Origin of the sequence: Mycolicibacterium arseniciresistens, assembly GCF_030519285.1 — a bacterium.
Classification (GTDB): domain Bacteria; phylum Actinomycetota; class Actinomycetes; order Mycobacteriales; family Mycobacteriaceae; genus Mycobacterium; species Mycobacterium arseniciresistens.
Map to the genome: position 1 here is coordinate 1 of NZ_JAUMSQ010000056.1, position 23,593 is coordinate 23,593.

Below are 23,593 nucleotides of genomic sequence, written 5' to 3' on the forward strand. Positions count from 1 at the left end.
CACCGCCTGTGCCTCGACACCCGGCGGCGTTGGCCCGGGTGGCCCCGGCGGACCCGGTTCGGCCGTCGCCGGCGCCGACATCAGGATGGCGAACGCCGCACCGGCCGCGGCGAGCACTGCCCCACGCTCGAAGAGACCCATACCGACCGCCCTTTCCTTGCGTCCCGGTGTTATCCCATTGTCTTCCTTCCCCGTGATTTTGTTACCAAAGTGGCCGATGTTCTCCGAAGGACCGCGGGAGCTCCCGTCCGCGGTGCGGTGCCCGCCGGATTCCCGGAACCACGGGCGACCGCCGCATGCGTGGTGTAGCAATGGATTACCGGCCTGCAGACGATGTCGTTTCCGAGGGAGCCGCCCGTGACCATCAGCGTTCCCGTCCCCGGCCTGCCCCCCGGGTTCGACTTCACCGATCCCGACCTCAACCGCGATCGACTCCCGGAGCAGGAGCTGGCGGCGTTGCGGCGCACCGCGCCGATCTGGTGGAACGCGCAGCCCGACGGGATCGGCGGATTCGACGACGGCGGTTACTGGGTGGTGACCAGACACCGGGACGTCAAGGAGATCTCCAAACGCAGCGACGTGTTCTCCAGCCTCGAGAACACGGCGCTGCCCCGGTATCCGGCGGGGTCGACCGGCGAGCAGCGCGAGACCGGCAAATTCGTGCTGCTGAACATGGACGCACCGCACCACACCCATCTGCGCAAGATCATCTCGCGCGGCTTCACCCCGCGCGCCGTCGAACGACTCCGCGAGGACCTCGCCCAGCGGGCTCAGAACATCGCCAAGAACGCCACCGCGCAAGGCACGGGCGACTTCGTCGAGCAGGTGTCCTGCGAGCTCCCGCTGCAGGCCATCGCGGGTCTTCTCGGCGTACCGCTGGACGACCGCAAGAAGCTGTTCGACTGGTCCAACCAGATGGTCAGCGACGACGATCCCGAGTTCGCCCACCACGACAACCGCAACGCCGCGGTCGAACTCATCATGTACGCCATGCAACTGGCCGCCATGCGCGCCGAACAACCCGGCGAGGACATCGTCACCAAGCTCATCGAGGCCGATGTCGACGGGCACAAGCTCACCGATGACGAGTTCGGGTTCTTCGTGGTGCTGCTGGCGGTCGCGGGCAACGAGACCACCCGCAACTCGATCACCCACGGCATGATCGCGTTCACCGAGTTCCCCGAACAGTGGGAGCGCTACAAGAAGGAGCGCCCCGCCACCGCGGTGGACGAGATCGTCCGGTGGGCGACGCCCGTGACGTCGTTCCAGCGCACCGCCCTGGTGGACTACGAGCTGTCCGGCGTCCGGATCCAGAAGGGCCAGCGGGTCGTGATGTCCTACCGGTCGGCGAATTTCGACGAAGAGGTGTTCGGCGACCCCTTCTCCTTCGACATCTTCCGCGATCCCAATCCGCACGTCGGGTTCGGTGGCACGGGCGCGCACTACTGCATCGGCGCCAACCTGGCCAGGATGACCATCGACCTGATGTTCAACGCGATCGCCGACCACCTGCCCGACCTCCGGCCGGTCTCACCGCCGGAACGGCTGCGGTCCGGATGGCTCAACGGCATCAAGCACTGGCAGGTGGACTACACCGGGGGCAACGCCGGCGTCCGCTGACGAGCGGGCGCGGCCGCCGGGTAGTCGATGATCGACCGCCAGTACTCCTCGGGGATCTCGGTGTTCGACCGCAGCACCATCGCCAGGCCGGTGGCCATCGCGATGCCGAGCAGTCCGAGCCACAGCCCCGCGAGGCCGATGATCACCCACAGCGCCGTCGTGACCGCAGGCCACGGCGACACCATTGTGAGTGCGGGCGCGAAGAAGAAGCCGGCGCCGATGTACCACGCGGAACCCGCGCGGTCGGAGGCCAGCACGAAGCGCAGCCACCGCGGGATGGGCCGGCGGGCGCCGGTGGTGTGGGGCGTCAGGTCTGGCATCGGTGCTCCTCGGCTCGACGGGGACACTGTCAACGGTGCCGCGTCGGGGTAAGCGGGGCAATTACCTCCGAGGTAGTCGCGGCCGCCGGGTTCTGCGGCGACACTGTGGTGATGACGAGCGCGCACACCTCGACACCGCCGTTCGGGACGCTGCTGCGAAGCTGGCGGGAGAGGCGCCGGCTGAGCCAGCTGGATCTGGCCATCCAGGCCGACGTGTCGGCACGGCACGTCAGCTTCGTCGAGACGGGCCGTTCGGCGCCCAGCCGGGCGATGGTGCTGAGACTGGCCGACGCCCTCGACGTCCCGCGCCGCGAGCAGAACCAGCTGCTGACCGCGGCCGGCCTGGCGCCGGTGTACACCGAGCGCGCGCTCGACGACCCCGACATGTCGGCGGTCCGCGCAGGCATCACCCGGGTGCTTGACGCCTACGACCCCTTCCCGTGCGTGGTGGTCGACCGCGGGTGGAACATCCTCCAGGCCAACGCGGGCGCCGGTGTGCTGCTCGACGGGGTGGCGCCGCACCTGCTCGCCGAACCGAACGCACTGCGGATCGCCCTGCATCCCGACGGGCTGGCGCCCAGGATCCGCAACCTGGGTCAATGGCGGCACCACCTGGTGTCGCGGCTGCGCCGGGAGGTGGCCGCAGGCGGCTCCGCCGGCCTGGCCGCGCTCCTCACCGAAATCGGTTCCTACGGCGCGGATTCGGCGCACGCAACCGATCTCGGCGGCGTCGCGGTGCCGTTCGAGCTGACCACGCCGAAGGGCGTGCCGCTGACTTTTCTGAGCCTGGTCACCACCTTCGGCACGGCCCTGGACCTCACCGCCGCCGAACTGAGCATCGAGGCGTTCCTGCCCGCCGACGAGCAGACGGCCGCCGCTTTGCGCTGACCGAAGGGTTTGTACGGCGGCTGTGCCGGGAAAGCGCCCGTGCGAACGGGACGACGTGGATAAGGTGACGACGTGAACAGCCGGATCATCGCAGTTGCTGGAGCAGTACTGGTCGCCGGAGTCGGCGCGTGCTCGACGCCGCCTGCGGCGGTGGGCACACACACCGCGCGGGTGAGCATCAACGGCAAGAACATCAATCCCCCACCGGCCATCCGGTGTATTCAGCAGGGCTGGAACTGGCTCGTCGAGACGCCCGACAAGGAATCCGGCTTCCGTGCCGCTTTCTCGACCGGTGACAAGATCACCGCGCAGTCGGTGGAGATCCGCGGACTCGACGGTTTCACCGGCGCGTTCTGGGAAGGCACGAACGGCGACGGCAAGGCGACCGTCGACAACGGCCGCGTCAAGATCACGGGCACCGCCCAGGGCGAATTCGAGGGCAACTCGGACGAGGCGACCGCCACGTTCGACATCGAGACGAAGTGCTAACTGGTCTGACCACTTGACCTCTGGCCAATAGCCATGCCAGGCTGGCAGCATGCCGCTGCAGCCAGTCCACCGCCGATCCGTCCCCGAAGACGTGTTCGACCAGATCATGTCGGGTGTGCTCACCGGCGAGATGGCGCCAGGAGACGCCCTGCCGAGCGAACGGCGGCTCGCCGAGGTACTCGGTGTGTCGCGTCCCGCCATCCGTGAAGCGCTCAAACGCCTCGCCGCGACCGGCCTCGTCGAAGTGCGGCAGGGCGACACCACCACCGTGCGCGACTACCGCAGACACGCCGGCCTGGACCTGCTCCCCCGGCTCCTGCTGCACGGCGGCGATCTCGACGTCGCCGTGGTGCGCAGCATCATCGAGACCCGGCTGCACAACGGCCCGAAGGTGGCCGAACTGGCCGCCCGGCGCCGGCCCGATGACCTTCCGGACCGGCTCGACGAGGCGGTCCGGATGTTGGACGCCGAGCAGGACTCCGTCGACCGGCAGCGCCACGCGCTGAGCTTCTGGGACCTGGTGGTCGACGGCGCGGACTCGATCGTCTTCCGGCTGATGTACAACACGCTGCGCGCCACGTACGAACCGGCACTGCCCGCGCTCGCCACCCTGATGGCCGAGGAAGTCGGGCGTCCCGACGCCTATCGCGCCGTCGCCCATGCCGTCCGCCTGCGCGACCCGGCCGCCGCCGAGGAGGCGGCGCAACGGCTCCTCGAACCGGCTTCCACCGCCCTGCTGACCGCCCTCGACGCCTTGGAGGAGACACGATGAGCAACGCCACCGACCGCCGCCCGCGCAAGGGCTTCACCCTGTCCGACGCCGCGCGGGAGTTCATCCGACATCCCTCGCCTTGGATGATCTCGGCGCTGCTGCTGAGCGCCGCCGTCGCCCGCGTCATGGCCGGCGACTGGCAGGTCACCGACGCGGTCGTGCCGGTGGTGATGGTCGCGCTCTTCCCGTTCCTGGAGTGGGTGATCCACGTCTGCGTGCTGCACTGGCGGCCAAGGCGCGTCGGCCGGCTCGTCGTCGATCCGCTGCTGGCGCGCAAACACCGTGAGCACCATGTCGATCCACGCGACATCCCGGCGATCTTCATCCCCTGGCCTGCGCTGCTGTGGGTGCTGCCGGTCGCCGTCGCCGTGGCGCTACTGGCCTTCCCGCGGCTCGCGATGGGCCTGACGTTCCTGGTCTGCCTGGCGGTGCTGGGCATCTGCTACGAGTGGTGCCACTACCTGATCCACAGCGATTACAAGCCGAGAACGGCCGTCTACCGGGCGATCTGGCGCAACCACCGCCAGCACCACTTCAAGAACGAGCACTACTGGTTCACGGTCACCAGCACGGGCACCGCAGACCGCCTGCTCGGGACCTATCCCGATCCCGCCGGCGTGCAGACCTCACCGACAGCCAAGAACCTGCACGCCGAGCTTCCGTCGTGAGCGAAATCGCTAGGACTGCACGATGATCGGATCACCGACGCGGACCATGTCGAAGTACCATGCCGCGTTGTCCGGGCTGAGGTTGATGCAGCCGTGGCTCACATTGCTGTAGCCCTGCGATCCGACCGACCAGGGCGCGGAGTGCACGTACACCCCGCCCCAGGTCACCCGGACGCCGTACTCACCCTTGATCAGGTAGCCCTCGGGATCGTCGAGTGGGATGCCGATCGTGCGTGAGTCGAAGGTGACGTTGCGCTGCTTCTCCAGTGCCGTGAACGAACCGACGGGCGTTGCGAATCCGTACTTGCCCATCGACGCAGGCATCTCCCGCAGCACCTCGTCGTCCATGCTCACGGTGAACGTGTGCGCGTTGATGTCGGCCACTGCGACCACCTCGGCCGCCGTCTCGAAGCTCGTCGGCGCACCACCGACGGAGAGCGAGATGGTGGAGTGTGCCGGCCAGAAGCCCTCCGGCTCCCAGGACACCACGCTGTTGCTCCGCCAGACGAACTCACCCGCTGGTGTGCCGGGTGAGTCGAATCTGATGGCGCGCTCCGCGGCGCGGCGGTCGGTGACCGGGGCGCTGAAGGACACGACCACCGGATGCGCCACGCCGACGACGGCGCCGGCAGCGGGTTCCACCTTCGCCACCCGCAGCGAGGTGTCGACCGCCGCCGAACCGACGGACACCGATCCCGCCAGGGCGGTGACCGCGATGCCGGCAATCACTGCGAATCGTCGGACCGCTCTGCGCACCGTCATGCCCCCAGTGTAGTTCGTCACGGTCGCACCGGCCGAGAAGCGCTGGCCCGCACGTGGGTACACGCCCACGCCGCCGACGTCAGATTCATCCACGTCTTCTTCATCGGACGGCGCAGGCGAATCGTTTCACCCGGACCGCAACCGTGGCGGCGCCGACGTGCGTCCGAGCGCCATCACGCCGTACCCGAGGCCCAGGAAAACGGCGGCGAGCAGCGCGATGTTGGCGGCCACGGTGGGCAGTCCCACGCTCTGCGGATCCAGGAAGTAGTAGGGCGCGCGCCTGCCGGCGTGGTTGAGCACCGCGAGGGCGACCACCACGTAGACCGCGGGATAGCCCAGCCACAGCAGCGGCTGCCACCACCGGATGCCGGACCGGCGTGCCAGCAGCCATTCGGCGACAACCAGTACCGGCACCGCCACGTGCAACAGGAAGTTCGCCGGCGTGTAGCCCATGCTGTGGTCGGTCAGCACGAGGTTCCAGACCAGCCCGGCGACCACCACGTACACCACGACGGCGCCGCGCAACCCGGCGCGCGCGTCGGCACGCGGGGACACCAGGGTGCACAGGTAGAAGGCGGCGGCCAGCAGATTGGCCTGGTAGGTGAACGTGATCAGCCGCCACAGCACACCCGAGCGCGACGACAGTTCCACGATGACCACCGCGGCCACCACCGCCGCCACGATGACCACCCGCAGGGCCAGCCGCAGCATCTGCGCGCCCCGTGTTTCGGTGTCCCTCACCCCAGCCAGGTTAGCGGCAGCCCGGCGTGCCCCCGCGGTGTCCGGATGACGGCCTCGATTACCGCGCCCGCCGGCAGAGGCCGTGGCAGGGTGTCGGCATGACAGCGGTGGACGAGGCACAGGAGCGACCCGCCGGACGGACGCTTTTCGGGCATCCCGTCGGACTGGCCAACCTGTTCGGGGTGGAACTGTGGGAGCGGTTCTCCTACTACGGGATGGTCACCATCCTGGGCTACTACCTGTACTACGAGGTGACCAAGGGCGGGCTGGGGCTGCCGCAGGCCACCGCGACCGGCATCGTCGGGGCCTACGGCGGGCTGGTGTATCTGTCCACCGTGCTCGGCGGCTGGGTCGCCGACCGGCTGCTGGGCATGGAGCGCACCGTGTTCTACGGCGGCGTGGTGGTGATGCTGGGGCACATCGCGCTGGCGCTGCTGCCCGGTCTCGCCGGGGTCGGGACCGGTCTGGTCCTGGTCGCACTCGGGTCGGGTGCGCTCAAGGCCAACGCCTCGTCGCTGCTCGGCACGCTGTACGCGAAGGGCGATCCGCGCGCCGACGGCGGGTTCACCCTCTTTTATCTGGGCATCAACCTCGGCGCGTTCATCGGCCCGCTCATCACCGGCCTCCTGCAGAACAGCCTCGGTTTCCACTACGGGTTCGGGGCCGCGGCGATCGGGATGGCCCTCGGGTTGATCCAGTACGTCGTCTTCCGCCGCAACCTGGGCACGCACGGACGTGACGTTCCGAACCCATTGCCACGCAGTAAGATCGGCGTTTTCGTCGGATTGTTCGTCGCGGCGGCGGCCGTCGTCGCGGTCGCCCTCGGCACCGGACTGGTGACACTGGCGAATCTGTCCCAGGTCACCACGGTGGTGATCGTGGCGGCATCCATCCTGTACTTCGTGGTGATGCTGACCAGTAAGAAGGTCGAGCCCATCGAGAAGACCCGGGTCCGGGCCTTCATTCCGCTGTTCATCGCCAATGCGGTGTTCTGGTCGCTGTTCCAGCAGATCTTCACCGTGCTCGCGGTGTACTCCGACGAACGCATGAACTGGTCGATCTTCGGGTGGACCGCACCGTCGAGTTGGATCGGCTCCATCGAACCGGTGTGGATCATCCTGCTCTCACCGGTGTTCGCGGTGATGTGGACCCGGTTGGGTACCCGTGCGCCGACCACCCCGCGCAAGTTCGCCTACGGCGTGATGGGGATGGGCCTGGCGTTCCTGTGTTTCCTGCCGATGGCAGGCACCACGGGCCGGACGGTCCCGGCGCTGTTCGTGGCCGGAGTCCTCGCCGTGTTCGCGGTGTCAGAGTTGCTGCTCTCGCCGATCGGCCTGTCGGTCACCACAAAGCTTGCGCCTGAGGCGTTCCGGGCGCAGATGATGGCGCTGTACTTCTTCTCCGTCGGGCTCGGCACATCGATGTCCGGCGTGCTCGCGGGATACTACGATCCGGCACGCGAATTCGCGTACTTCGGGATCCTGGGCGTCGTGGCGATCGCGGTCGGGGCCGTCGTCTTCGCGGTGTCAGGACCGATCAGCCGGCTGATGGAAGGTGTGCACTAGCGGTCAGCCGGCCAGGATCCGTTGCAGCGCAGACGGTTCGATGTTGCCGCCCGACACGACCACGACCGTCCGGCCTGGCGGTGTCACCCGGCGGCGATACGCGGCCAGACCCACCGCTCCGCTCGGCTCGGCCACCAGGTGCGCCCGGAACGTCAGTTCCCGCACGGCGTCGGTGATCTCGTCCTCGGTGACGGTGAACACGTCGTCGAGCACCTGCTGCAGGTGGGCGAAGGTGAGTTCAGAGGGCTGAGAGCGCAACCCGTCGGCGATCGTGCGGTTGCGTCGCTCGATGGGCCAGTCGACACGGTGGCCGAGTCGCATCGCCTCGGCCGTGTCGGCGGCCAGTTCCGGTTCCACGCCGAACACCTTGGCGTGCGGGCAGAGTGCCTTGATCGCCGTGCCGATGCCCGACGCCAGTCCGCCGCCGCTGACCGGGACGAGCACGTTGTCGACGTCGGGCAGGTCCTCGGCGATCTCCAGCCCGATGGTGCCCTGGCCGGCGATGATGTCCGGGTGGTCGAACGGCGGCACCAGCACGCCGCCGGTGCGCTCGACCAGCTCGGCGGCGACCGCTTCGCGCCGTCCCGGCCCGCACAGCACCACCTCGGCACCGTGGCCGCGGGTCGCCTCGACCTTCACCGCCGGTGTCTCCTCCGGCATGACGATGTGCGCCGGGCATCCGAATCGGGCCGCGGCGAACGCGACCGCCTGCGCGTGGTTGCCGCTCGAGTAGGCCACCACACCGCGGGCCCGCACGTCGGGGTCGAGGCGGCCGATGGCGTGGAAGGCGCCGCGAACCTTGAACGCCCCTACGGCCTGCAGGCTCTCGGGTTTGAGCCACAGTGGGCGGTCCGGGTCGCCGGCCCAGCCGGCTGGCACCAGCGGGGTACGCAGGACGGCGTCACGGATCCGGTCGGCCGCGGCGCGGATGTCGTCGATGGTGACCAGTTGCACCCGCTCAGTGTGCCCTGTGACCCGGGTCAGGCGCTGCGGCGGGAGGTGAAGCCTGTCGGACCACGCGGTTAGGGTGAGCGCGTGTCGACCGATCCTTCGCCACCGGGCTTCTCGTTGCCGATCGTCCCGCGCTACGCGGAGGTGGACCAGCAGGGCGTGGTGTTCAACGGTCACTACCTCACCTGGTTCGACGAAGCCTGTACCGGCTTCCTCGACCACCTCGACGCGACGGACTCCGCGTTGTTCGGGACGGGTCACGACCTGCAGGTCGTGCACAGCGAGATCGACTACCTCGCGCCGGTCCGGTGGCGCGACCACGTCCGGGTCGCGGTGCGCTGCGATCGCATCGGGACGACGAGTTTCACGCTCGCGTTCACGGTGTTGCACAGCCGCCCGGGTCTGGCCGAGCAGCCCGCCGTGCAGGGCCGCACGGTCTATGTCGTGGTGGCGAAAGAGGATTGGGCCAAGCGGCCGGTCCCCGACGAACTGCGCGTCGCGCTGACGGGATCGGGCGCAGGCGCGCCGTCGTAGCGGTACCGTCGTCGAATGGGTGATGCCGGTTCGGTTGACGGGCCACGGCGCGAGTTGCCGCCGGGGATGGTCGAACAACTCGAACTCGCCTACTCGGGCATGGTGTCCTTCGGTCAGCGGCCGGTGCTCACCGAGACCGGTCAACTCGAGGCGTGGCGACCTGACGTGGCCATCGTCGGGGCGCCCTTCGACATCGGCACCACCAACCGGCCCGGCGCCCGGTTCGGCCCACGCGCCATCCGCGCCACCGCCTACGAACCCGGCACCTACCATCTGGATCTCGGGCTGGAGATCTTCGACTGGCTCGAGGTGGTGGACTTCGGGGACGCGTACTGCCCGCACGGCCAGACCGAGGTGTCGCACAACAACATTCGGGAACGGGTGCACGCCGTCGCGTCGCGCGGGATCGTACCGGTGGTGCTCGGTGGCGACCATTCGATCACCTGGCCGGCGGCCACCGCGGTGGCCGACGTGCACGGCTACGGCAACGTCGGCATCGTGCACTTCGACGCCCACGCCGACACCGCCGACGACATCGAGGGCAACCTCGCGAGTCACGGCACGCCGATGCGCCGCCTGATCGAGTCCGGCGCGGTGCCGGGCACGCACTTCGTCCAGGTGGGCCTGCGCGGCTACTGGCCGCCGCAGGACACCTTCGAGTGGATGCTCGAGCAGGGCATGACGTGGCACACCATGCAGGAGATCTGGGACCGGGGATTCAAGGACGTCATGCGCACGGCGGTCGGCGAGGCACTGGCCAAGGCCGACAAGCTGTACGTGTCGGTCGACATCGACGTCCTGGACCCGGCACACGCGCCCGGCACCGGGACTCCTGAACCGGGCGGCATCACCAGTGCCGACCTGCTGCGGATGGTGCGGCAGCTCTGCCGCGAGCACGATGTGGTGGGTGTCGACGTGGTCGAGGTCGCGCCCGCCTACGACCATGCCGAACTCACCGTCAACGCGGCCCACCGGGTGGTCTTCGAGGCACTCGCCGGAATGGCGGCCCGCCGTCGTGACGCCGCCGGCGCCACGCCGGGCCCGCCGTCGAGGTGAGCCGGTGGTGACCGTGCGTCCGGCGGTCGAATCCGACCTCGCCGTCGTCGCCGGGATCTACGCCCACCACGTCCGCAACGGCGTCGCGACGTTCGAGTTGGAACCACCCGACAGTGCGGAATGGCGCCGTCGCCTGGAGGCGGTGCGCTCCGCCGGCTTGCCCTTCCTGGTGGCCACGGTGTCCGGCGAGGTCATCGGCTACGCCTACTGCGCCCCGTGGAAACCGCGTCCGGCCTACCGGCGCACCGTCGAGGACTCGGTCTATCTCGCGCCGGAGGCGACAGGCCGCGGCGCCGGGGGCCTACTGCTCGACCACCTCCTGGCCGGATGTGCCGACGCGGGTGTCCGCCAGGTGATCGCCGTCATCGTCGACGCCGATGCGGCGGCTTCGGTTGCACTGCACCGGAAGCGGGGCTTCGTCGAAGCCGGCAGGTTGACGGCGGTGGGCTACAAGCACGGCCGATGGCTCGACACCCTGCTGCTGCAGCGCAGTCTCGACTAGCCCTTGGTCAGCGTGAACTGGCAGACGTCGGTGTAGCCCTCGCGGAACAGGTCGGCGCACCCGGTGAGGTACTTCATGTACCGCTCGTAGACCTCTTCGGACTGGATGGCGATCGCCTCGTCCTTGCGGGACTCGAGTGCGGCCGACCAGATGTCCAGTGTGCGGGCGTAGTGCAGCCGCAGCGGCTGCACCAGCTTGACCTCGAAGCCGGCCTTGCGGGCCCGCTCCTCGACGGCGCTGACCTGCGGCAGGTCCCCACCCGGGAAGATCTCGTCCATGATGAACTTGAAGAACCGCAGCTTGTTCATCGTGATCGGCAACCCGCGCTCGGCGAATTCCTCGTTGCTCGGCTTGACGATGGTGTGCAGCATCATCACACCGTCGGCGGGCAGCGCCTCGTAGGCCATCTTGAAGAACTCGTCGTAGCGGTCGCGGCCGAAGTGCTCGAACGCGCCGATGGAGACGATCCGGTCCACCGGCTCGTGGAACTGCTCCCAGCCCTGCAGCAGCACGCGCCGGTTCCTGGGAGTGTCGAGGCCGTCGAGCACCTTCTGCACGTGTGCCTGCTGGTTCTTGCTCAGCGTCAGCCCGACGACGTTCACGTCGTAGCGCTCGACGGCGCGCTTGATGGTGGTGCCCCAGCCGCACCCGACGTCGAGCAGCGTCATGCCGGGCTCCAGCCCGAGCTTGCCCAGCGAGAGGTCGATCTTCGCGAGCTGCGCCTCTTCCAGCGTCATGTCGTCGCGCTCGAAGTAGGCGCAGCTGTAGGTCTGGGTCGGATCGAGGAACAGCCGGTAGAACTCGTCGGACAGGTCGTAATGGTGCTGGACGTCCTCGAAGTGCGGCTTCAGGTCCTGAGTCTCACTCGGTGTTTCTGGCAAGGTCCAACCTCTGAACGTTGTGGTCTTCGTGATGTTGTCCGGCGCCCCACTTGTCTCGAGAGCCGCCCCCGTTGACAGCGCAGTCTACGCACAGCACCCGCGCCGACCTGCATCGGTGAGTCGTCACACTATCGTGGAGTCACGTCAGAGCAGACCGTTCGCAAGGTGAAGGGGGAACTGATCATGACCGATCCCGCATTCGACCGCGACGCCGCCGAAGCCGACGTCGCTGAGCAGCTGATCCCGGTCGAGGTGAGCGAGGACGATCCGGACCTGTCAGCCGCGCGGACCGCGATCTCGCGGGACCACGACGGCAGCGAGGCCGATCTGCTGGATCAGGCCATCGCGGTCCCCCTCACCGACGACGAACCGGACTTCGACCGCTGACCGGCATCCCAGGCGCAGGTCGCGCCGTCCGGTCGGCCCTCTGCGCGGTCACCGCCCTGACTGCGGTCTGCGGACTGTGGCCCGTCGCCGGGGCATCGGCGGATCCCACGTCGCCGCTGACCGCCCTGGTCGACACCGCGGCGCAGCGGCTGGCGGTCGCCGAGCCGGTGGCCGCGAACAAGTGGCACACCGGTGGGCCGATCACCGACCCCGCCCGCGCGCAGCAGGTGCTCGACCAGGTCGCCGCCGACGCCGCCGCCCGGGGCATCGACGCCGAGCGGGTCCGCCGCATCTTCACCGACCAGATCGACGCCACCGAGGCGATCGAATACAGCCGCTTCGCCCAGTGGAAGCTCGACCCGGTCGCCGCGCCCGCGCACAGTCCCGATCTGGCGGCATCGCGCGCCACGATCGACGGATTCAACCGCACGATGGTCGCCGAACTGGCCACGCACTGGACGCTGCTGCGCTCCCCGGACTGCGCCGCCCGGCTCGGCGAGGCCAGGACCGGAGTCGGCGACGCCCGCGGGCTCGACGCGATGTACCGGCAGGCCCTCGACGCCGCCACCCGGTCCTACTGCGACCGCTGAGCGCGCGGACCGCCTGAAGGGCCGCTCAGCTCAACGAGCGGCTGCCCGCGACGTCGTACTCGGCCACCGACGCGGACAGGATCGCAGCGCCCTGCTCGTCGCTCGGGCCGCTGCCGCGGAACGCCTCGACCGCGCCCTGCGACTCCCAGCGTTCGTAGACGTTCACCCGGCCCTCGTCGACCAGGTCCGCCGAGATGACGAAATCCAGGCAGCCAGGCGCGCCGCGCGCCTGGCGGACCACGTCGACGCAACCGGCCAGGTAGGCGTCGCGCTGCGCGGGCTGCACCGCCAGGTGTCCTGCCACGATGACCATGGGTCCTCCTGTGTTGTCCTTGCATGTGCTGACCACGCCGCCGCGGCCTACTCATCGGTGCCAGGATGATCTCCGACAACGAGGTCGACACGGCGAGGAGCGGGCGGATGCCGGCAGCGGAGAAGTCGATATTCATCACCGGCGCCGGCAGCGGTATGGGCCGGGAAGGCGCGAAGCTCTTCCACAGGAGAGGGTGGCGGGTCGCCGCGGTGGACCGCAACGAGGCCGGCCTGGCCTCACTGCGCGACGACCTGGGCGATGACCGGCTCTGGACCGCCCGGGTGGACGTCACCGACCGGTCATCCCTGGACGCGGCGCTCGCCGAGTTCTGCGGCGGCAACACCGACGGTGGGCTCGACATGATGTGGAACAACGCCGGGATCGGCGAGTCGGGGTGGTTCGAGGACGTGCCCTACGACGCCGCCATGCGGGTGGTCGACGTCAACTTCAAGGCCGTCCTCACCGGTGCCTACGGCGCACTGCCGTATCTGCGGAGACGACCGGGCAGCCTGATGTTCTCGACGTCCTCGTCGTCGGCCACCTACGGCATGCCGCAGATCGCCGTCTACTCGGCGACCAAGCACGCGGTCAAGGGCCTGACCGAAGCCCTCAGCGTCGAGTGGCAGCGCCACGGTGTCCGGGTCGCCGACGTGCTGCCCGGGCTCATCGACACAGCGATCCTCACCGAGACCCCCAACCACTCCGCACACGGCCGGACTTCGACATCGACGGACATCACGGCTGCGGCACCGAAGAAGGGCCTGTTCCGGCTCATGCCGGCGTCCAGCGTTGCCGACGCGGCATGGGCGGCCTACCGGCATCCGCGGCGGTTGCACTGGTACGTGCCCGACAGCATCCGCTGGATCGACCGCCTGAAGGGCCTCAGCCCGGAGTGGGTGCGCGGCCGGATCGTCAAGGAACTCCCCACGATCACCGAACGCTGAGCGTCGGGTGACCCTGCAGGCGCGGCTGTCCGCGGTCTTCGGGCTGCGCGGGCCGGACTCGTGGCGCAGACACGCCAACCCGTGGAGCGTCTACACCAGGATCCCGATCACCGTGGCGCTCGCGCTCGCGGTGTGGAGCCGGGTGTGGCTCGGCTGGTGGGCGCTCGTCCCCGTCGCCGCCGTGGTGGTGTGGACGGCGGTCAACCCGCGGGTGTTCCCGGCGCCACGGACGTTCGACAGCTGGGCGTCGCGGGCGGTACTCGGCGAAACATACTGGGGCGAGCGGAAAGTCAGGCCGGTGCCGCGCAGGCACCGGACGGCGCCGCTGGTGCTCGGTGCGCTCAGCGCCGCCGGGGTGCCGTTCCTGGTGTGGGGGCTGGTGGTGTACGACCCTTGGCTGACGGCCTTCGGTGTCGCCGTCCAGACCGCCGGAAAGCTGTGGTTCATGGACCGGATGGCGCTGCTGTGCGACGACATGGCGGACGCCGACGCCGGCCGATGACGTCGTTCAGTTCTGCCGGGGCAGCAGCTCGGCGGCGAACCGGTCGAGGAACGACGTGAGGTCACCGCCGCCCGTGGGCCGGATCACGAACTTGCTCAGCCCGGCCGCCACATAGTCGTCGAGCTGGCGGTGCAGCTGCGGCCAGTCCGCGGCGATGAGCTCGGCGGGATCGACGTCGGGCCTGCGCCTGCGGACCACCGCGGCCACGTCGTCGGGGATAGCGCCGTCGCACACCGCCAGGCTGATGCCGAAGTGGTCGGATTCGACCTCACGGCCGGCCTCGGCAGCGGCCCGCTCGATCTGTTCGCGGGCCCCGCGCGCCTCGGATGCGGTCACGAAGCTGCCCAGCCAGCCGTCGGCGAGCCGGCCGATGCGCCGGAAGGCCGCCGGGGCCGAGCCGCCCAGCCAGATGTCGAGCGGCGGGTCCGGTCGGGGCGCCACCGCGAGTGCGCGCACCTCGTAGTGCTCGCCGTGGAAGGCGCCGTCTCCTTCGAGCGCGGCGCGCAGCAGCCGCAGCGCCTCGTCGAACACCTCGGCCCGCTTGCCCTCGGGCACGACGAACAGGTCACGCTCGGCGGGGATGGCCGACGTGAGGCCGAACACCGGCAGCACCCGCTTCGGCGCCACAGCCGCCAGCGACGCCAACTGCTTGGCGACGAGCACCGGGTGGCGGCCGGGAAGGATGGCCACCGACGTGCCGACCTTGAGCCGTTTGGTGCGCCCCAACGCGTAGGCCATCCCGACGAACGGGTCGACGGCAGGGGTGTAGACGAGTTCGGAGAACCACAGGGAGTCGATCCCGACGGCCTCGAGGTGGTCGACGACGCCGGCGAGCCGGTCGGGGCCCGTGTCGGCACCAAGCCCGACGCCGAAGCGGATCTTCACAGCCACCTCGACGATGCTACGGAGACGGCACTGGGTCGTCTGGCACGCTGACCTCAGAACCGATGACGAAGCGACTGGAGGGAAGTCATGCACGCTGCCGTGACCGTGACGATGTCCGCACCTGCCGACCGGATCTGGGAACTGGTGGCCGACGTCCGCAACACCGGCCGGTTCTCCCCCGAGGTGATGGAGGCAGAGTGGCTGGACGGGGCCACCGGCCCGGCCCTGGGGGCGCGCTTCCGCGGGCACGTCAAGCGCAACGAGATCGGCCCGGTGTACTGGACCGTCTGCCGCGTCACCGCGTGTGAACCGGGCCGCGAGTTCGGTTTCGAGGTGCTCATCGGCGACCGGCCGGTCAACAACTGGCACTACCGGTTCGACCCGGTCGACGGCGGCACCGACGTCACCGAGTCGTTCCGGATGACCGAGGGACTGCTGGCGACGGTGTTCGGCATCTTCGGCGGACAGCTCCGCACGCGACGCAACAAGCGGGACATGCGCAAGACGCTGGAGCGGATCAAGGCCGTCGTCGAAGAGCCGGTGGGCTAGCCGGAGCCGGGAGCGGTGCGAATTCACCGGTGGCCGTGAGTCGTAACGTGGTGGCGATGGCGACCGCGACGAACACCGGCACCGCCGCCCGCCACGTCGCTGTGGCACCGTTCGCCGCAGCCCTCGTCCTGCCGGTGGCAGCACTCACCGCTGTCCTGCACGCCGTCGCCGCAGTCGCCGGGCCGGCCTACTGGTTCGACGAGGTCTACATGCTGGCGATCGGCCGCCACCATCTGGACTGGGGTTCGGTGGACCAGCCGCCGCTGACGACGGCGCTGGCCGCGGCGATGGACGCGGTGGCGCCCGGTTCGGTGGTCGCGCTGCGGCTGCCGGCGATCCTGGCGACGGCGACGGCGGTGGTGATCGCCGGCCTGATCGCCCGGGAGCTCGGCGGCGATCGGCGCGCACAGGTCCTGACGGCGGTGGCGCAGGCGACGGCGGTGTGGCCGAGCCTGGCCGGGCACTGGCTCACCCCGTACACGCTCGAACCGGCCCAGTGGTCGCTGATCCTGTGGTTGTCGATGCGTTGGGTGCGGGTGCGAGACGACCGGCTGTTGCTGCTCCTCGGGGTGGTGATCGGGGCGGCGGCGCTGACGAAGTTCCAGGTGCTGCTCCTGGTCGCGGTGCTGTTGACCGCTGTAGCGGTGTTCGGCCCACGCGAGCTGCTGCGCAGGCCGCTGCTGTGGGTGGGGGTCGTCGTGGCCGCGGGGCTGGCCGCGCCGACGCTGCTGTGGCAGCACGCCCACGGGTGGCCGCAGCTCGAGATGACCGCCGTGGTCGCCGGTGAGGCCGACGCGCTCTACGGCGGACGCCCGGGAATCGCGATACAGATCGTCGCCTTCGCCGGACTGGCGGGTGCCGTGCTGGTGCTGTTCGGCCTGTGGCGGCTGCTTCGTGCCCGCGAGTTGCGGCCCTACCGGTTCATCGGGGTGACGTTCGCCGTGCTGTTCGTCGTCTTCGTCGTGGCCCAGGGCCGGCCGTACTACCTGTGCGGGCTCTACGCTCCCCTCGCGGCGGCCGGCGCGCTGGGCCTGCAGCGGGTCCGGGAGAGTCACCCCGCCCGGACCCGGCGGTGGCCCAGGTGGGCCGGCTACTCGCTGACCACGGCCGTCGCCGTCACCATGCTGGTGGTGTCATGCGCGATGACCCGCTCGGACGTCGGCGAGCGGATCGCCGCAGACACCGCTGACGCCTACGACGCCCTTCCGACCGAACAGCGGGACCGCACAGCATTGTTCGGCGCCAGCTACATCATCGCGGCGTACCTGGACGGCTATTCGGCACGGTTCGGCCTGCCCCTGGCGCACAGCACCAACCGCAGCTACGGCTATTTCGCCCCGCCCTCCGACACCTTCGACACCGTGCTCTACGTCGGCCCCGACGACCGCGAACTGCGGCCGTACTTCCACGCGTCCCGCGTCGTCGGCACCGTCGGTGACGACATGCGCGTGCACCTGCTGACCGGCCTGCGCCGGCCGTGGCACACGATCTGGCCGGAGCTGCGCAGCCTCACGGTGTCGTGAAGCAAGCGGATTAGCGGACGTGCCCACGGGTACCTGTGACCCTGTGAGCGAGCAGGACGACACCCCCGCAGACATCGACCGCAGGCCCTCCGGGGTCAGCGACGAAACCATCGACGCGGTCGGGGCGGTTTCGGAAGCGCTGGAATGGGTCGAACGGGCCCGCGGACATCTCTACGAGTTCCACCAGTTGATGGGGCGCGCGGACCTGCTGCTCGGGGAGGCGTGCGACAAGCTGCGCGACGCCGGCCACGACGAGGTGGCCGACCGGCTGGGCACCGAGATGGTGGGCCGCAACGTGCTCTACGGCAGGTGGACGTTCCAGATCGTCGAGGACTTCGACGACAACTACTGGTCGGTGCTGCGTGAGCACGAGCGCCGGGTCCGCGACGAACTGCAGCAGGGCATGCGGCACGTCTTCGAGGCAAGGATGAAGGAGGACCGGCGCACCCGCGGCAGATCCGGTCACGAGGGCCGCCCGCAGGACTAGGCTCGGTGCGGGACTCCATCATCGAGCGGCGGGCGACGTGAAACTGGGTGAAGCGCAGGTACCGGAACGGGTCAATGGGGCGGCGCCACCGGACATCCCGCTCGCCGACGTCGATCTGGGGTCATGGGATTTCTGGGCCTACGACGACGACATCCGCGACGGCGCGTTCGCGACGCTGCGCCGCGAAGCACCGATCTCGTTCCATCCCTCCTTCATCCTGCAGAACGCCGACCCGATCGCCGGCCACTGGGCGTTCACCCGCCACGACGACGTGTTCCACGCGAGCCGCCACCCCGAGATCTTCAGTTCTGCCGGCGGCATCACCGTCGGCGACCAGTCGCCGGAACTGGCCGAGTACTTCGGTTCGATGATCGCGATGGACGACCCGCGGCACACCCGGCTGCGCAACATCGTGCGCAGCGCGTTCACCCCGCGGGTGCTCACCCTGATCGAGGACGCGGTGCGCGACCGTGCGCGCCGGCTGGTCGAAGAGATGGTCACGGCCCATCCCGACGGCGAAGCCGATCTGGTCACCGAGTTCGCCGGTCCCCTCCCGCTGCAGATCATCTGCGACATGATGGGCATCCCGGAGACCGATCACCAGCGGGTCTTCCAGTGGACCAACGTGATTCTCGGGTTCGGTGACCCCGACATCACCAACGACTTCGACGAGTTCGTCCGCGTGGCGATGGACATCGGCGCCTACGCCACCGCACTGGCCGACGACCGGCGCGGCCACCCCGGAGACGACCTGACCACCAGCCTGGTGCAGGCCGAGGTCGACGGCGAGCGGCTGACGTCGAGCGAGATCGCGTCGTTCTTCATCCTGTTGGTCGTCGCGGGCAACGAGACCACCCGCAACGCCATCAGTCACGGCGTCCTGGCGCTGAGCCGGTATCCCGAACAGCGCCGGATCTGGTGGGACGACTACGAATCGGTGGCGCCGACGGCGGTCGAGGAGGTGGTGCGGTGGGCGTCGCCGGTGGCCTACATGCGGCGGACACTCACCCAGGACGTGGAGATGCGCGGTGTGCGCATGGCCGCCGGAGACAAGGTCACGCTCTGGTACGGCTCTGCCAACCGCGACGAGTCGAAGTTCGCCGACCCGTTCCTGTTCGACGTGCGCCGCCATCCCAACCCGCACGTTGGCTTCGGCGGTGGCGGCGCCCACTTCTGTCTTGGCGCCAATCTCGCGCGCCGTGAGATCACCGTCGCGTTCGAGGAGCTGCACCGTCAGGTCCCCGACCTCACCGCCATCGCCGAACCGGACCGCTTGCACTCGGCGTTCATCCACGGCATCAAGCGGTTACCGGTGTCCTGGACGCCCACGCGCTGACAGAGTTCGGCGAGTTCGGTGCGCGTCGGCCCGTCCGGCACGTCGGGGCGCCAGCCTGCGGCGAAGATCTCCCTGGCGCGCGGCTCCACCGGCATCAGCGTCGCGGGCAGCGAGCGCATCGACTGATACGGCGCGACCACGTCGCGCAGCCGCCTGTCGGCGTCGGCGGCGGCGACGATCAGATCCGACGGCAGCGGGCTACCCAGATCGACGTCGCCGCTCCTCCAGCGGCGCACCCGGGCGGCGTCGCAGTGCCGGTGGTCCTCGAACCACGGCCTGATGTGCTTCGTGCACCAGTCATCGAAGTCAACTGTGGCGGAATCGAAGTCATCACCGTGCCGGTCGATCGCGGCGACCAGGCGCCGAACCTGCAGCATCGCCAGGGCGACGCCGCGCCCGGCCAGCGGCGTGGTGGTGCACACCGCGTCACCCACCGAGACGAGGCCGGGCAGTACCGGACGGCCGGCCTCGTCGAGCTGGCCGCGATAGGCGTTGTACAGCCGGCCGCCCGCCAGTGCCGGTGAAATGGGTTGTGCACGTTCGTCCTCGATCCACTCCGCGAGTCGAGGTATCGCGCGCACCGCGCGTTCGAACACGGCGTCGTGGCGGAGCAGCCGCAGCCGCCGGTCGCCACCGTCGTGGGTGACGGTCACCGAGAACGTGCGGTCGTCGTGGACGAAGGCGATGGCGAAATGGGTCGGGAAGCTCAGCGACAGCCCGATCGGCGAGTTCGTCGGCCCGGGCCGGGCCCCGTCGCGCAGCCGGTACTGCCGGGTGACGTAGACGGCGCCGCAGTCCTCCCCCTCGGCGGGAGGCCGGATGCCTTCGGTGACGCGACTCGTCCGACCCGACGCGTCGATCACCACGTCGGCGGGCACCGGGCGACCGTCCACGACGGCCCCGGCGGCGCGGCCCGCGGGACGCCACACGGTGTCGACGTGCCCGGTGCGCACCGTCACCGCCCTGTCGGCGACGGCGTGGCGGCGCAGTGCCCGCTCGAAGGTCGAGCGTCGGCATCGCAGTGCGGCCGGACGGTCGTCGGCGTCCACGGGCACCGAGGCGCCGGCCGCCAGGAGGGTGGTGAGCACGTCCGGTGATTCGGCCGAGAGCGCCTCGACGACCTGGGGCCGGAAGGTGTGTGCGTGGTCGAACTGCATCACTCCGCGGCGGCGCCACGGTCCCGAGGCCGGCGGCCCGGGGTCACGGTCGACGACTGTGACCTCATGGCCCCTCCGGGCCAGCGCCAGGGCGGTGAACAGACCGGTGGGCCCGGCCCCGATCACGAGGATGTGCATGGCGCCTCCTATTGAGGTAGCGTTCGGTGTAATGAATACACAGAGAGTCACCTGAAATGGGCGGTGCTGTCAAGCGCGGCTATCGCTCGGAGGTCCGCGCTGCCCAGGCTCGCGACACCCGCCGCGCCGTGATCGCCGCCGCCGATCGCCTCTTCGTCGAGCGTGGCTACGGGGCCACCACCGTCGACGCCGTCGCCGCGGCGGCCGGGGTCAGCCGCAAGACCGTGTTCACCGCGGTCGGAGGCAAGCTCGACCTGCTCAGGACGGCGATCGAGTGGGCGGTCGCCGGGGACGACCTGCCGGTGGCCGTCGCCGACCGCGCCGGTCTGCGCGACGTGTTGAACCAGGCCGATCCGGTTGCGCTGCTGCGCGGCTGCGCACGGGCGAGCGCACAGATCAACGGCCGGGTGGCCGCGCTGAGCCTGGTGCTCGACGGCGCGGCAGGAGTCGACCAGGAGGCGCGGACACTCGTCGACGAGGGCCGCGCACATCGCCTGCAGGAGGCACGGACCATCGTCGGACGGCTGCGGACGCTCGGCGCGCTGACGGGACGCCTGGAACCCGACGAAGCGGTCGACGTCGTGTGGCTGGCGATCGACCCCGCCCTGTTCGACCGGCTGGTACGGCTTCGCGGCTGGGCGCCCGACCGGTTCGAGAGTTGGCTGGCCGACAGTCTGGTGGCTGCACTGCTCGACAGGTGACGGTTTGCCGCACGGTGTCGCGGGCACCCCAGATCCGAACGAAACAGGACGGAGGACCATGCACGCCGAGAGTTTTCGCACACTGACAGAGTCGAAGGGCCCGTTCGCGTCGGTCTACTACGACGACTCGCACGACACCGAGGACGCAGCCGCGCGCAGCGGGAGCTGAAGTGGCGCGCGATCCACGGTGATCTCGAACAGCAGGGCGCGTCGCCCGACGTGGTCGATGTGCTGCAGCGCGCCATCCTCGACACGCCGCCCGCCGTGGGCCGCAGCGGCAGGGGTCTGGTGGCCAGCGCCGACGGGGTGCTGCTGAACGAGCACCTGATCCGCCCGGTCGAGACGCCGGCGGTGAGGGTGTCGACGCTGCCCTACGTGGTGCCCGTGGTGGAGCACGGAGCGCTGCACCCGACCTACGTCATCGTCGCGGTCGACCACGCAGGCGCCGACATCGCCGTGCACCGCGACCGGAAGGTGCAGTCGGACTCCGTCGACGGCGGTGGCTACCCGATCCACAAGGCGTCCGGCGCCGAGACGCCCGGGTACGGGGACCCGCAGCGACGGAGCATGGAGGCCGGGCGCAAGAACCTGCGGGCGGTGGCCGAGCGGCTGGCCACTCTCGTCGACGAGCTGTCCCCAGAGGTGGTCTTCGTGGTCGGTGAGGTGCAGTCCCGCTCCGATCTCACGCCGACCCTCGAGCAGCGGGTCGCCGACCGGATCGTCGAACTCGAGATCGGCGCCCGGCACAGCGGATTCGACGACGCCGAGCTGCACCGGGCCATCGACCAGGAGTTCCTCAAGCGCCGCGTCGAGGTCATCGATCATGCGGCGCAGCAGTTCTCACAGGCCATCGGACAGCAGTCCGGCCTGGCCGTCGAAGGACTTGCGGCGGTGTGCGCGGCGCTGCGGGCGGGTGCGGTAGAGACCTTGATCATCGGCGATATCGGCGACGCCACCGTCTTCGCCGGAGAGGAACTGCTCACCGTCGCACCGAACGAGAACGTGTTGTCCGAACTGGGCACCGCGCCGACCCAGACGCTGCGCGCGGACGAGGCACTCCCGATGGCGGCGATCAGCACCGGAGCGGCGCTGATCCGCACCGACGAACGGATCACACCGGACGACGGAATCGCCGCGGTACTGCGCTACCCGCTGCCCTGATCCGTCAGGGCAGCGATCGGGCTCCGGCCGATCTGCGCGAGCAGGTCGGCCGGATTCTCGAAAACGGCACTGGCACCTGAGTTCTCGAGTTCCTCCCTGGAAACCCCACCACTGAGCAGGCCGATTGCGGTCACCCCTGCCCGTTCGCACGCCACGATGTCCCACACCGAGTCGCCGACGAACACCGCACGGTCGGCGTCGACGCCTGCTTTCTCGAGCGCCACCGCCACGATGTCGGGCTTGGGCTTCGCGGTCTCGACGTCCTCCGAGGACGTCACCGCGGACACCACGTCCTCGCTGTCGAGGACGTCGCGCAGGATCTCCAGTTCGTCCTCCGGCGCTGACGTCGCCAGGACGACCTGCAGGCCGAGGGCTTCCACCCGGTCGAGCAGATCGCGGGTGCCGGGCAGCATCCGCAGCAGCCCGGTGGTCTCCTTGTAGTACTTGGAATGCAATTCCTTCGCGCGCTTGCGGGTGTCGTCGTCCTCATCACCGGCCAGGGACTCGAGCAGCGTCGACCCGTCCATGCCGATGCACCGGTGGATCCGCCACGCCTCCACCTCCACCCCGGCTTCGGTGAAGGCCCGAATCCACGCGTGCACGTGCAGGTAGTTGGAATCGATCAGCGTGCCGTCGATGTCGAAGAGCACCGCCGGCGCGTTGTCTCCCGCCGTCACCGGGGACGGTGTTCCGCGGGAGCGCGGCCCTGGTCGGGCTGCGCGAACCGGTCCCCGTGCGTGGGCCCGTCATGGTGCGGGCCCGCGGTCGTCGGATCCGCCTGGTTCCAGGTGTCCGGCTGCTTCTCGCCGGCAGGGGCGTCGGGCTGCATGTCCTCGGCTTTGGGCGTATGCGGGTCGAGCGCGTCGGCGTGTTCGCGGCGGGCGTCGAGCTCCTCGCGTGACGTCGTCACGGCATCCCGGTGCGACGAGGCGACGTCGCGCAGACGGGCGGCTTCCGCGGCCTTGGCCTCGGCTTCGGCGGCGGCCGCACGGGCCTTCGCCTCGGCCTCGTCGGCGACGATGGCGCGCTTCTCCACGCGCTGGCTCTTCTCCGCGACTTCCTCGCGAATCTGTTCCGCCTGCAGGTGCCGGCGTTTGTGACTTTGCTTGCGGGCCAGGACCGCGAGCAGCGCGATGACCGCCACGGCGACCACGACGGCGACGACGATCCA

The 23,593-nt window shown here is 69.7% G+C and carries 28 protein-coding genes and 1 pseudogene; 19 read left to right on the forward strand and 10 right to left on the reverse strand.

Features of this window, described 5'->3' with window-relative positions; genetic code table 11:
* Window positions 1-357 precede the first annotated feature (357 nt).
* Complete coding sequence (locus Q2100_RS10460; protein WP_302913999.1) at window positions 358-1,620, forward strand: cytochrome P450; 1,263 nt, start codon at window positions 358-360, stop codon at window positions 1,618-1,620.
* Here Q2100_RS10460 and Q2100_RS10465 read toward each other — a convergent pair.
* Window positions 1,590-1,940 (reverse strand): hypothetical protein, encoded by a 351-nt coding sequence (locus Q2100_RS10465; protein WP_302914000.1) that lies wholly within the window; start codon window positions 1,938-1,940, stop codon window positions 1,590-1,592. The two genes, Q2100_RS10460 and Q2100_RS10465, sit on opposite strands and share 31 nt — an antisense overlap.
* Window positions 1,941-2,051: 111 nt before the next feature.
* Between Q2100_RS10465 and Q2100_RS10470 the strand changes: the two genes are divergently transcribed.
* From Q2100_RS10470 to Q2100_RS10485, 4 genes are all read left to right on the forward strand, one after another.
* Window positions 2,052-2,828, forward strand: coding sequence for a helix-turn-helix domain-containing protein (locus Q2100_RS10470; protein ID WP_302914001.1), 777 nt, complete (start codon window positions 2,052-2,054; stop codon window positions 2,826-2,828).
* Between the two features lie 72 nt (window positions 2,829-2,900).
* Window positions 2,901-3,317, forward strand: coding sequence for a lipoprotein LpqH (locus Q2100_RS10475; protein WP_264011909.1), 417 nt, complete (start codon window positions 2,901-2,903; stop codon window positions 3,315-3,317).
* A gap of 49 nt (window positions 3,318-3,366) precedes the next feature.
* Window positions 3,367-4,089, forward strand: coding sequence for a FadR/GntR family transcriptional regulator (locus tag Q2100_RS10480; RefSeq protein ID WP_302914002.1), 723 nt, complete (start codon window positions 3,367-3,369; stop codon window positions 4,087-4,089).
* Entirely contained in the window at window positions 4,086-4,757 is a 672-nt protein-coding gene (locus Q2100_RS10485; protein ID WP_302914003.1) for a sterol desaturase family protein, read from the forward strand. The genes Q2100_RS10480 and Q2100_RS10485 overlap by 4 nt, the downstream gene beginning before the upstream one ends.
* Window positions 4,758-4,766: 9 nt before the next feature.
* Here the strand turns inward: Q2100_RS10485 and Q2100_RS10490 are convergent, their stop codons facing one another.
* Window positions 4,767-5,519 carry a L,D-transpeptidase gene (locus tag Q2100_RS10490; RefSeq protein ID WP_276008427.1) on the reverse strand — a complete coding sequence of 251 codons (753 nt, stop codon included), beginning with the start codon at window positions 5,517-5,519 and terminating at the stop codon, window positions 4,767-4,769.
* A 126-nt stretch (window positions 5,520-5,645) separates the two neighbouring features.
* The gene (locus tag Q2100_RS10495) at window positions 5,646-6,230 is read right to left on the reverse strand and encodes a Pr6Pr family membrane protein (protein WP_302914018.1); all 585 of its coding nucleotides are present in this window, start codon (window positions 6,228-6,230) and stop codon (window positions 5,646-5,648) included.
* Between the two features lie 128 nt (window positions 6,231-6,358).
* Between Q2100_RS10495 and Q2100_RS10500 the strand changes: the two genes are divergently transcribed.
* Complete coding sequence (locus tag Q2100_RS10500; RefSeq protein WP_264011905.1) at window positions 6,359-7,825, forward strand: peptide MFS transporter; 1,467 nt, start codon at window positions 6,359-6,361, stop codon at window positions 7,823-7,825.
* A 3-nt stretch (window positions 7,826-7,828) separates the two neighbouring features.
* Here Q2100_RS10500 and Q2100_RS10505 read toward each other — a convergent pair whose 3' ends face one another.
* Window positions 7,829-8,779, reverse strand: coding sequence for a threonine ammonia-lyase (locus tag Q2100_RS10505; protein WP_302914004.1), 951 nt, complete (start codon window positions 8,777-8,779; stop codon window positions 7,829-7,831).
* 81 nt (window positions 8,780-8,860) lie between these two features.
* Here Q2100_RS10505 and Q2100_RS10510 point away from each other — a divergent pair, with 81 nt between their 5' ends.
* The 3 genes from Q2100_RS10510 (at window position 8,861) to Q2100_RS10520 (ending at window position 10,868) form a co-directional block, all read left to right on the forward strand.
* A complete protein-coding gene (locus Q2100_RS10510; protein WP_302914005.1) occupies window positions 8,861-9,310 on the forward strand; it encodes an acyl-CoA thioesterase in 450 nt (149 codons plus the stop codon).
* Between the two features lie 66 nt (window positions 9,311-9,376).
* The gene (gene speB / locus Q2100_RS10515) at window positions 9,377-10,366 is read left to right on the forward strand and encodes an agmatinase (RefSeq protein WP_264011919.1); all 990 of its coding nucleotides are present in this window, start codon (window positions 9,377-9,379) and stop codon (window positions 10,364-10,366) included.
* 7 nt (window positions 10,367-10,373) lie between these two features.
* Complete coding sequence (locus Q2100_RS10520) at window positions 10,374-10,868, forward strand: GNAT family N-acetyltransferase (protein ID WP_302914006.1); 495 nt, start codon at window positions 10,374-10,376, stop codon at window positions 10,866-10,868.
* Here the strand turns inward: Q2100_RS10520 and Q2100_RS10525 are convergent.
* Window positions 10,865-11,749 carry a cyclopropane mycolic acid synthase family methyltransferase gene (locus Q2100_RS10525; protein ID WP_302914007.1) on the reverse strand — a complete coding sequence of 295 codons (885 nt, stop codon included), beginning with the start codon at window positions 11,747-11,749 and terminating at the stop codon, window positions 10,865-10,867. The two genes, Q2100_RS10520 and Q2100_RS10525, sit on opposite strands and share 4 nt — an antisense overlap.
* 183 nt (window positions 11,750-11,932) lie before the next feature.
* On the opposite strand from Q2100_RS10525, the gene Q2100_RS10530 reads away from it, so the two are divergent.
* Together Q2100_RS10530 and Q2100_RS10535 are read left to right on the forward strand one after the other, a co-directional pair.
* Window positions 11,933-12,136, forward strand: coding sequence for an Rv3202a family protein (locus Q2100_RS10530; RefSeq protein ID WP_264011895.1), 204 nt, complete (start codon window positions 11,933-11,935; stop codon window positions 12,134-12,136).
* 5 nt (window positions 12,137-12,141) lie between these two features.
* Window positions 12,142-12,726, forward strand: coding sequence for a chorismate mutase (locus Q2100_RS10535; RefSeq protein ID WP_302914019.1), 585 nt, complete (start codon window positions 12,142-12,144; stop codon window positions 12,724-12,726).
* Window positions 12,727-12,751: 25 nt separating this feature from the next.
* Here Q2100_RS10535 and Q2100_RS10540 read toward each other — a convergent pair whose 3' ends face one another.
* Window positions 12,752-13,039 carry a putative quinol monooxygenase gene (locus tag Q2100_RS10540; RefSeq protein ID WP_302914008.1) on the reverse strand — a complete coding sequence of 96 codons (288 nt, stop codon included), beginning with the start codon at window positions 13,037-13,039 and terminating at the stop codon, window positions 12,752-12,754.
* A gap of 107 nt (window positions 13,040-13,146) precedes the next feature.
* On the opposite strand from Q2100_RS10540, the gene Q2100_RS10545 reads away from it, so the two are divergent.
* Window positions 13,147-13,983 carry an SDR family oxidoreductase gene (locus tag Q2100_RS10545; RefSeq protein ID WP_302914009.1) on the forward strand — a complete coding sequence of 279 codons (837 nt, stop codon included), beginning with the start codon at window positions 13,147-13,149 and terminating at the stop codon, window positions 13,981-13,983.
* A 7-nt stretch (window positions 13,984-13,990) separates the two neighbouring features.
* Window positions 13,991-14,485, forward strand: a complete 495-nt coding sequence (locus Q2100_RS10550; RefSeq protein WP_302914010.1) for a DUF6653 family protein — start codon at window positions 13,991-13,993, stop codon at window positions 14,483-14,485.
* A gap of 6 nt (window positions 14,486-14,491) precedes the next feature.
* On the opposite strand, the gene Q2100_RS10555 is transcribed toward Q2100_RS10550, so the two are convergent.
* Window positions 14,492-15,370 carry a TIGR03854 family LLM class F420-dependent oxidoreductase gene (locus Q2100_RS10555; protein WP_302914020.1) on the reverse strand — a complete coding sequence of 293 codons (879 nt, stop codon included), beginning with the start codon at window positions 15,368-15,370 and terminating at the stop codon, window positions 14,492-14,494.
* A gap of 87 nt (window positions 15,371-15,457) precedes the next feature.
* On the opposite strand from Q2100_RS10555, the gene Q2100_RS10560 reads away from it, so the two are divergent.
* From Q2100_RS10560 to Q2100_RS10575, 4 genes are read left to right on the forward strand one after another with little or no spacing between them, the layout of a single operon-like run.
* Window positions 15,458-15,919 (forward strand): SRPBCC family protein, encoded by a 462-nt coding sequence (locus tag Q2100_RS10560; protein WP_302914011.1) that lies wholly within the window; start codon window positions 15,458-15,460, stop codon window positions 15,917-15,919.
* Between the two features lie 56 nt (window positions 15,920-15,975).
* On the forward strand, window positions 15,976-17,442 hold the full coding sequence (locus Q2100_RS10565) for an ArnT family glycosyltransferase (RefSeq protein ID WP_302914012.1): 1,467 nt from the start codon (window positions 15,976-15,978) through the stop codon (window positions 17,440-17,442).
* A 43-nt stretch (window positions 17,443-17,485) separates the two neighbouring features.
* The gene (locus Q2100_RS10570; RefSeq protein ID WP_302914013.1) at window positions 17,486-17,929 is read left to right on the forward strand and encodes a hypothetical protein; all 444 of its coding nucleotides are present in this window, start codon (window positions 17,486-17,488) and stop codon (window positions 17,927-17,929) included.
* A gap of 37 nt (window positions 17,930-17,966) precedes the next feature.
* Window positions 17,967-19,265, forward strand: a complete 1,299-nt coding sequence (locus tag Q2100_RS10575) for a cytochrome P450 (RefSeq protein ID WP_407667608.1) — start codon at window positions 17,967-17,969, stop codon at window positions 19,263-19,265.
* Here the strand turns inward: Q2100_RS10575 and Q2100_RS10580 are convergent.
* Window positions 19,163-20,560, reverse strand: a complete 1,398-nt coding sequence (locus Q2100_RS10580; protein ID WP_302914014.1) for an FAD-dependent oxidoreductase — start codon at window positions 20,558-20,560, stop codon at window positions 19,163-19,165. The genes Q2100_RS10575 and Q2100_RS10580 overlap by 103 nt on opposite strands.
* A 56-nt stretch (window positions 20,561-20,616) precedes the next feature.
* On the opposite strand from Q2100_RS10580, the gene Q2100_RS10585 reads away from it, so the two are divergent.
* Together Q2100_RS10585 and Q2100_RS10590 are read left to right on the forward strand one after the other, a co-directional pair.
* A complete protein-coding gene (locus tag Q2100_RS10585) occupies window positions 20,617-21,261 on the forward strand; it encodes a TetR/AcrR family transcriptional regulator (RefSeq protein WP_302914015.1) in 645 nt (214 codons plus the stop codon).
* Between the two features lie 58 nt (window positions 21,262-21,319).
* Window positions 21,320-22,410 (forward strand): annotated as a pseudogene (locus Q2100_RS10590) (Rv2629 family ribosome hibernation factor); the annotation flags it as partial.
* On the opposite strand, the gene Q2100_RS10595 reads toward Q2100_RS10590, so the two are convergent.
* Entirely contained in the window at window positions 22,407-23,099 is a 693-nt protein-coding gene (locus Q2100_RS10595; protein ID WP_302914016.1) for an HAD family hydrolase, read from the reverse strand. The pseudogene Q2100_RS10590 and the gene Q2100_RS10595 overlap by 4 nt on opposite strands.
* Window positions 23,096-23,593 (reverse strand): hypothetical protein (locus Q2100_RS10600; protein WP_302914017.1); only part of this gene is annotated, 498 nt, incomplete at its 5' end. The genes Q2100_RS10600 and Q2100_RS10595, both read right to left, overlap by 4 nt.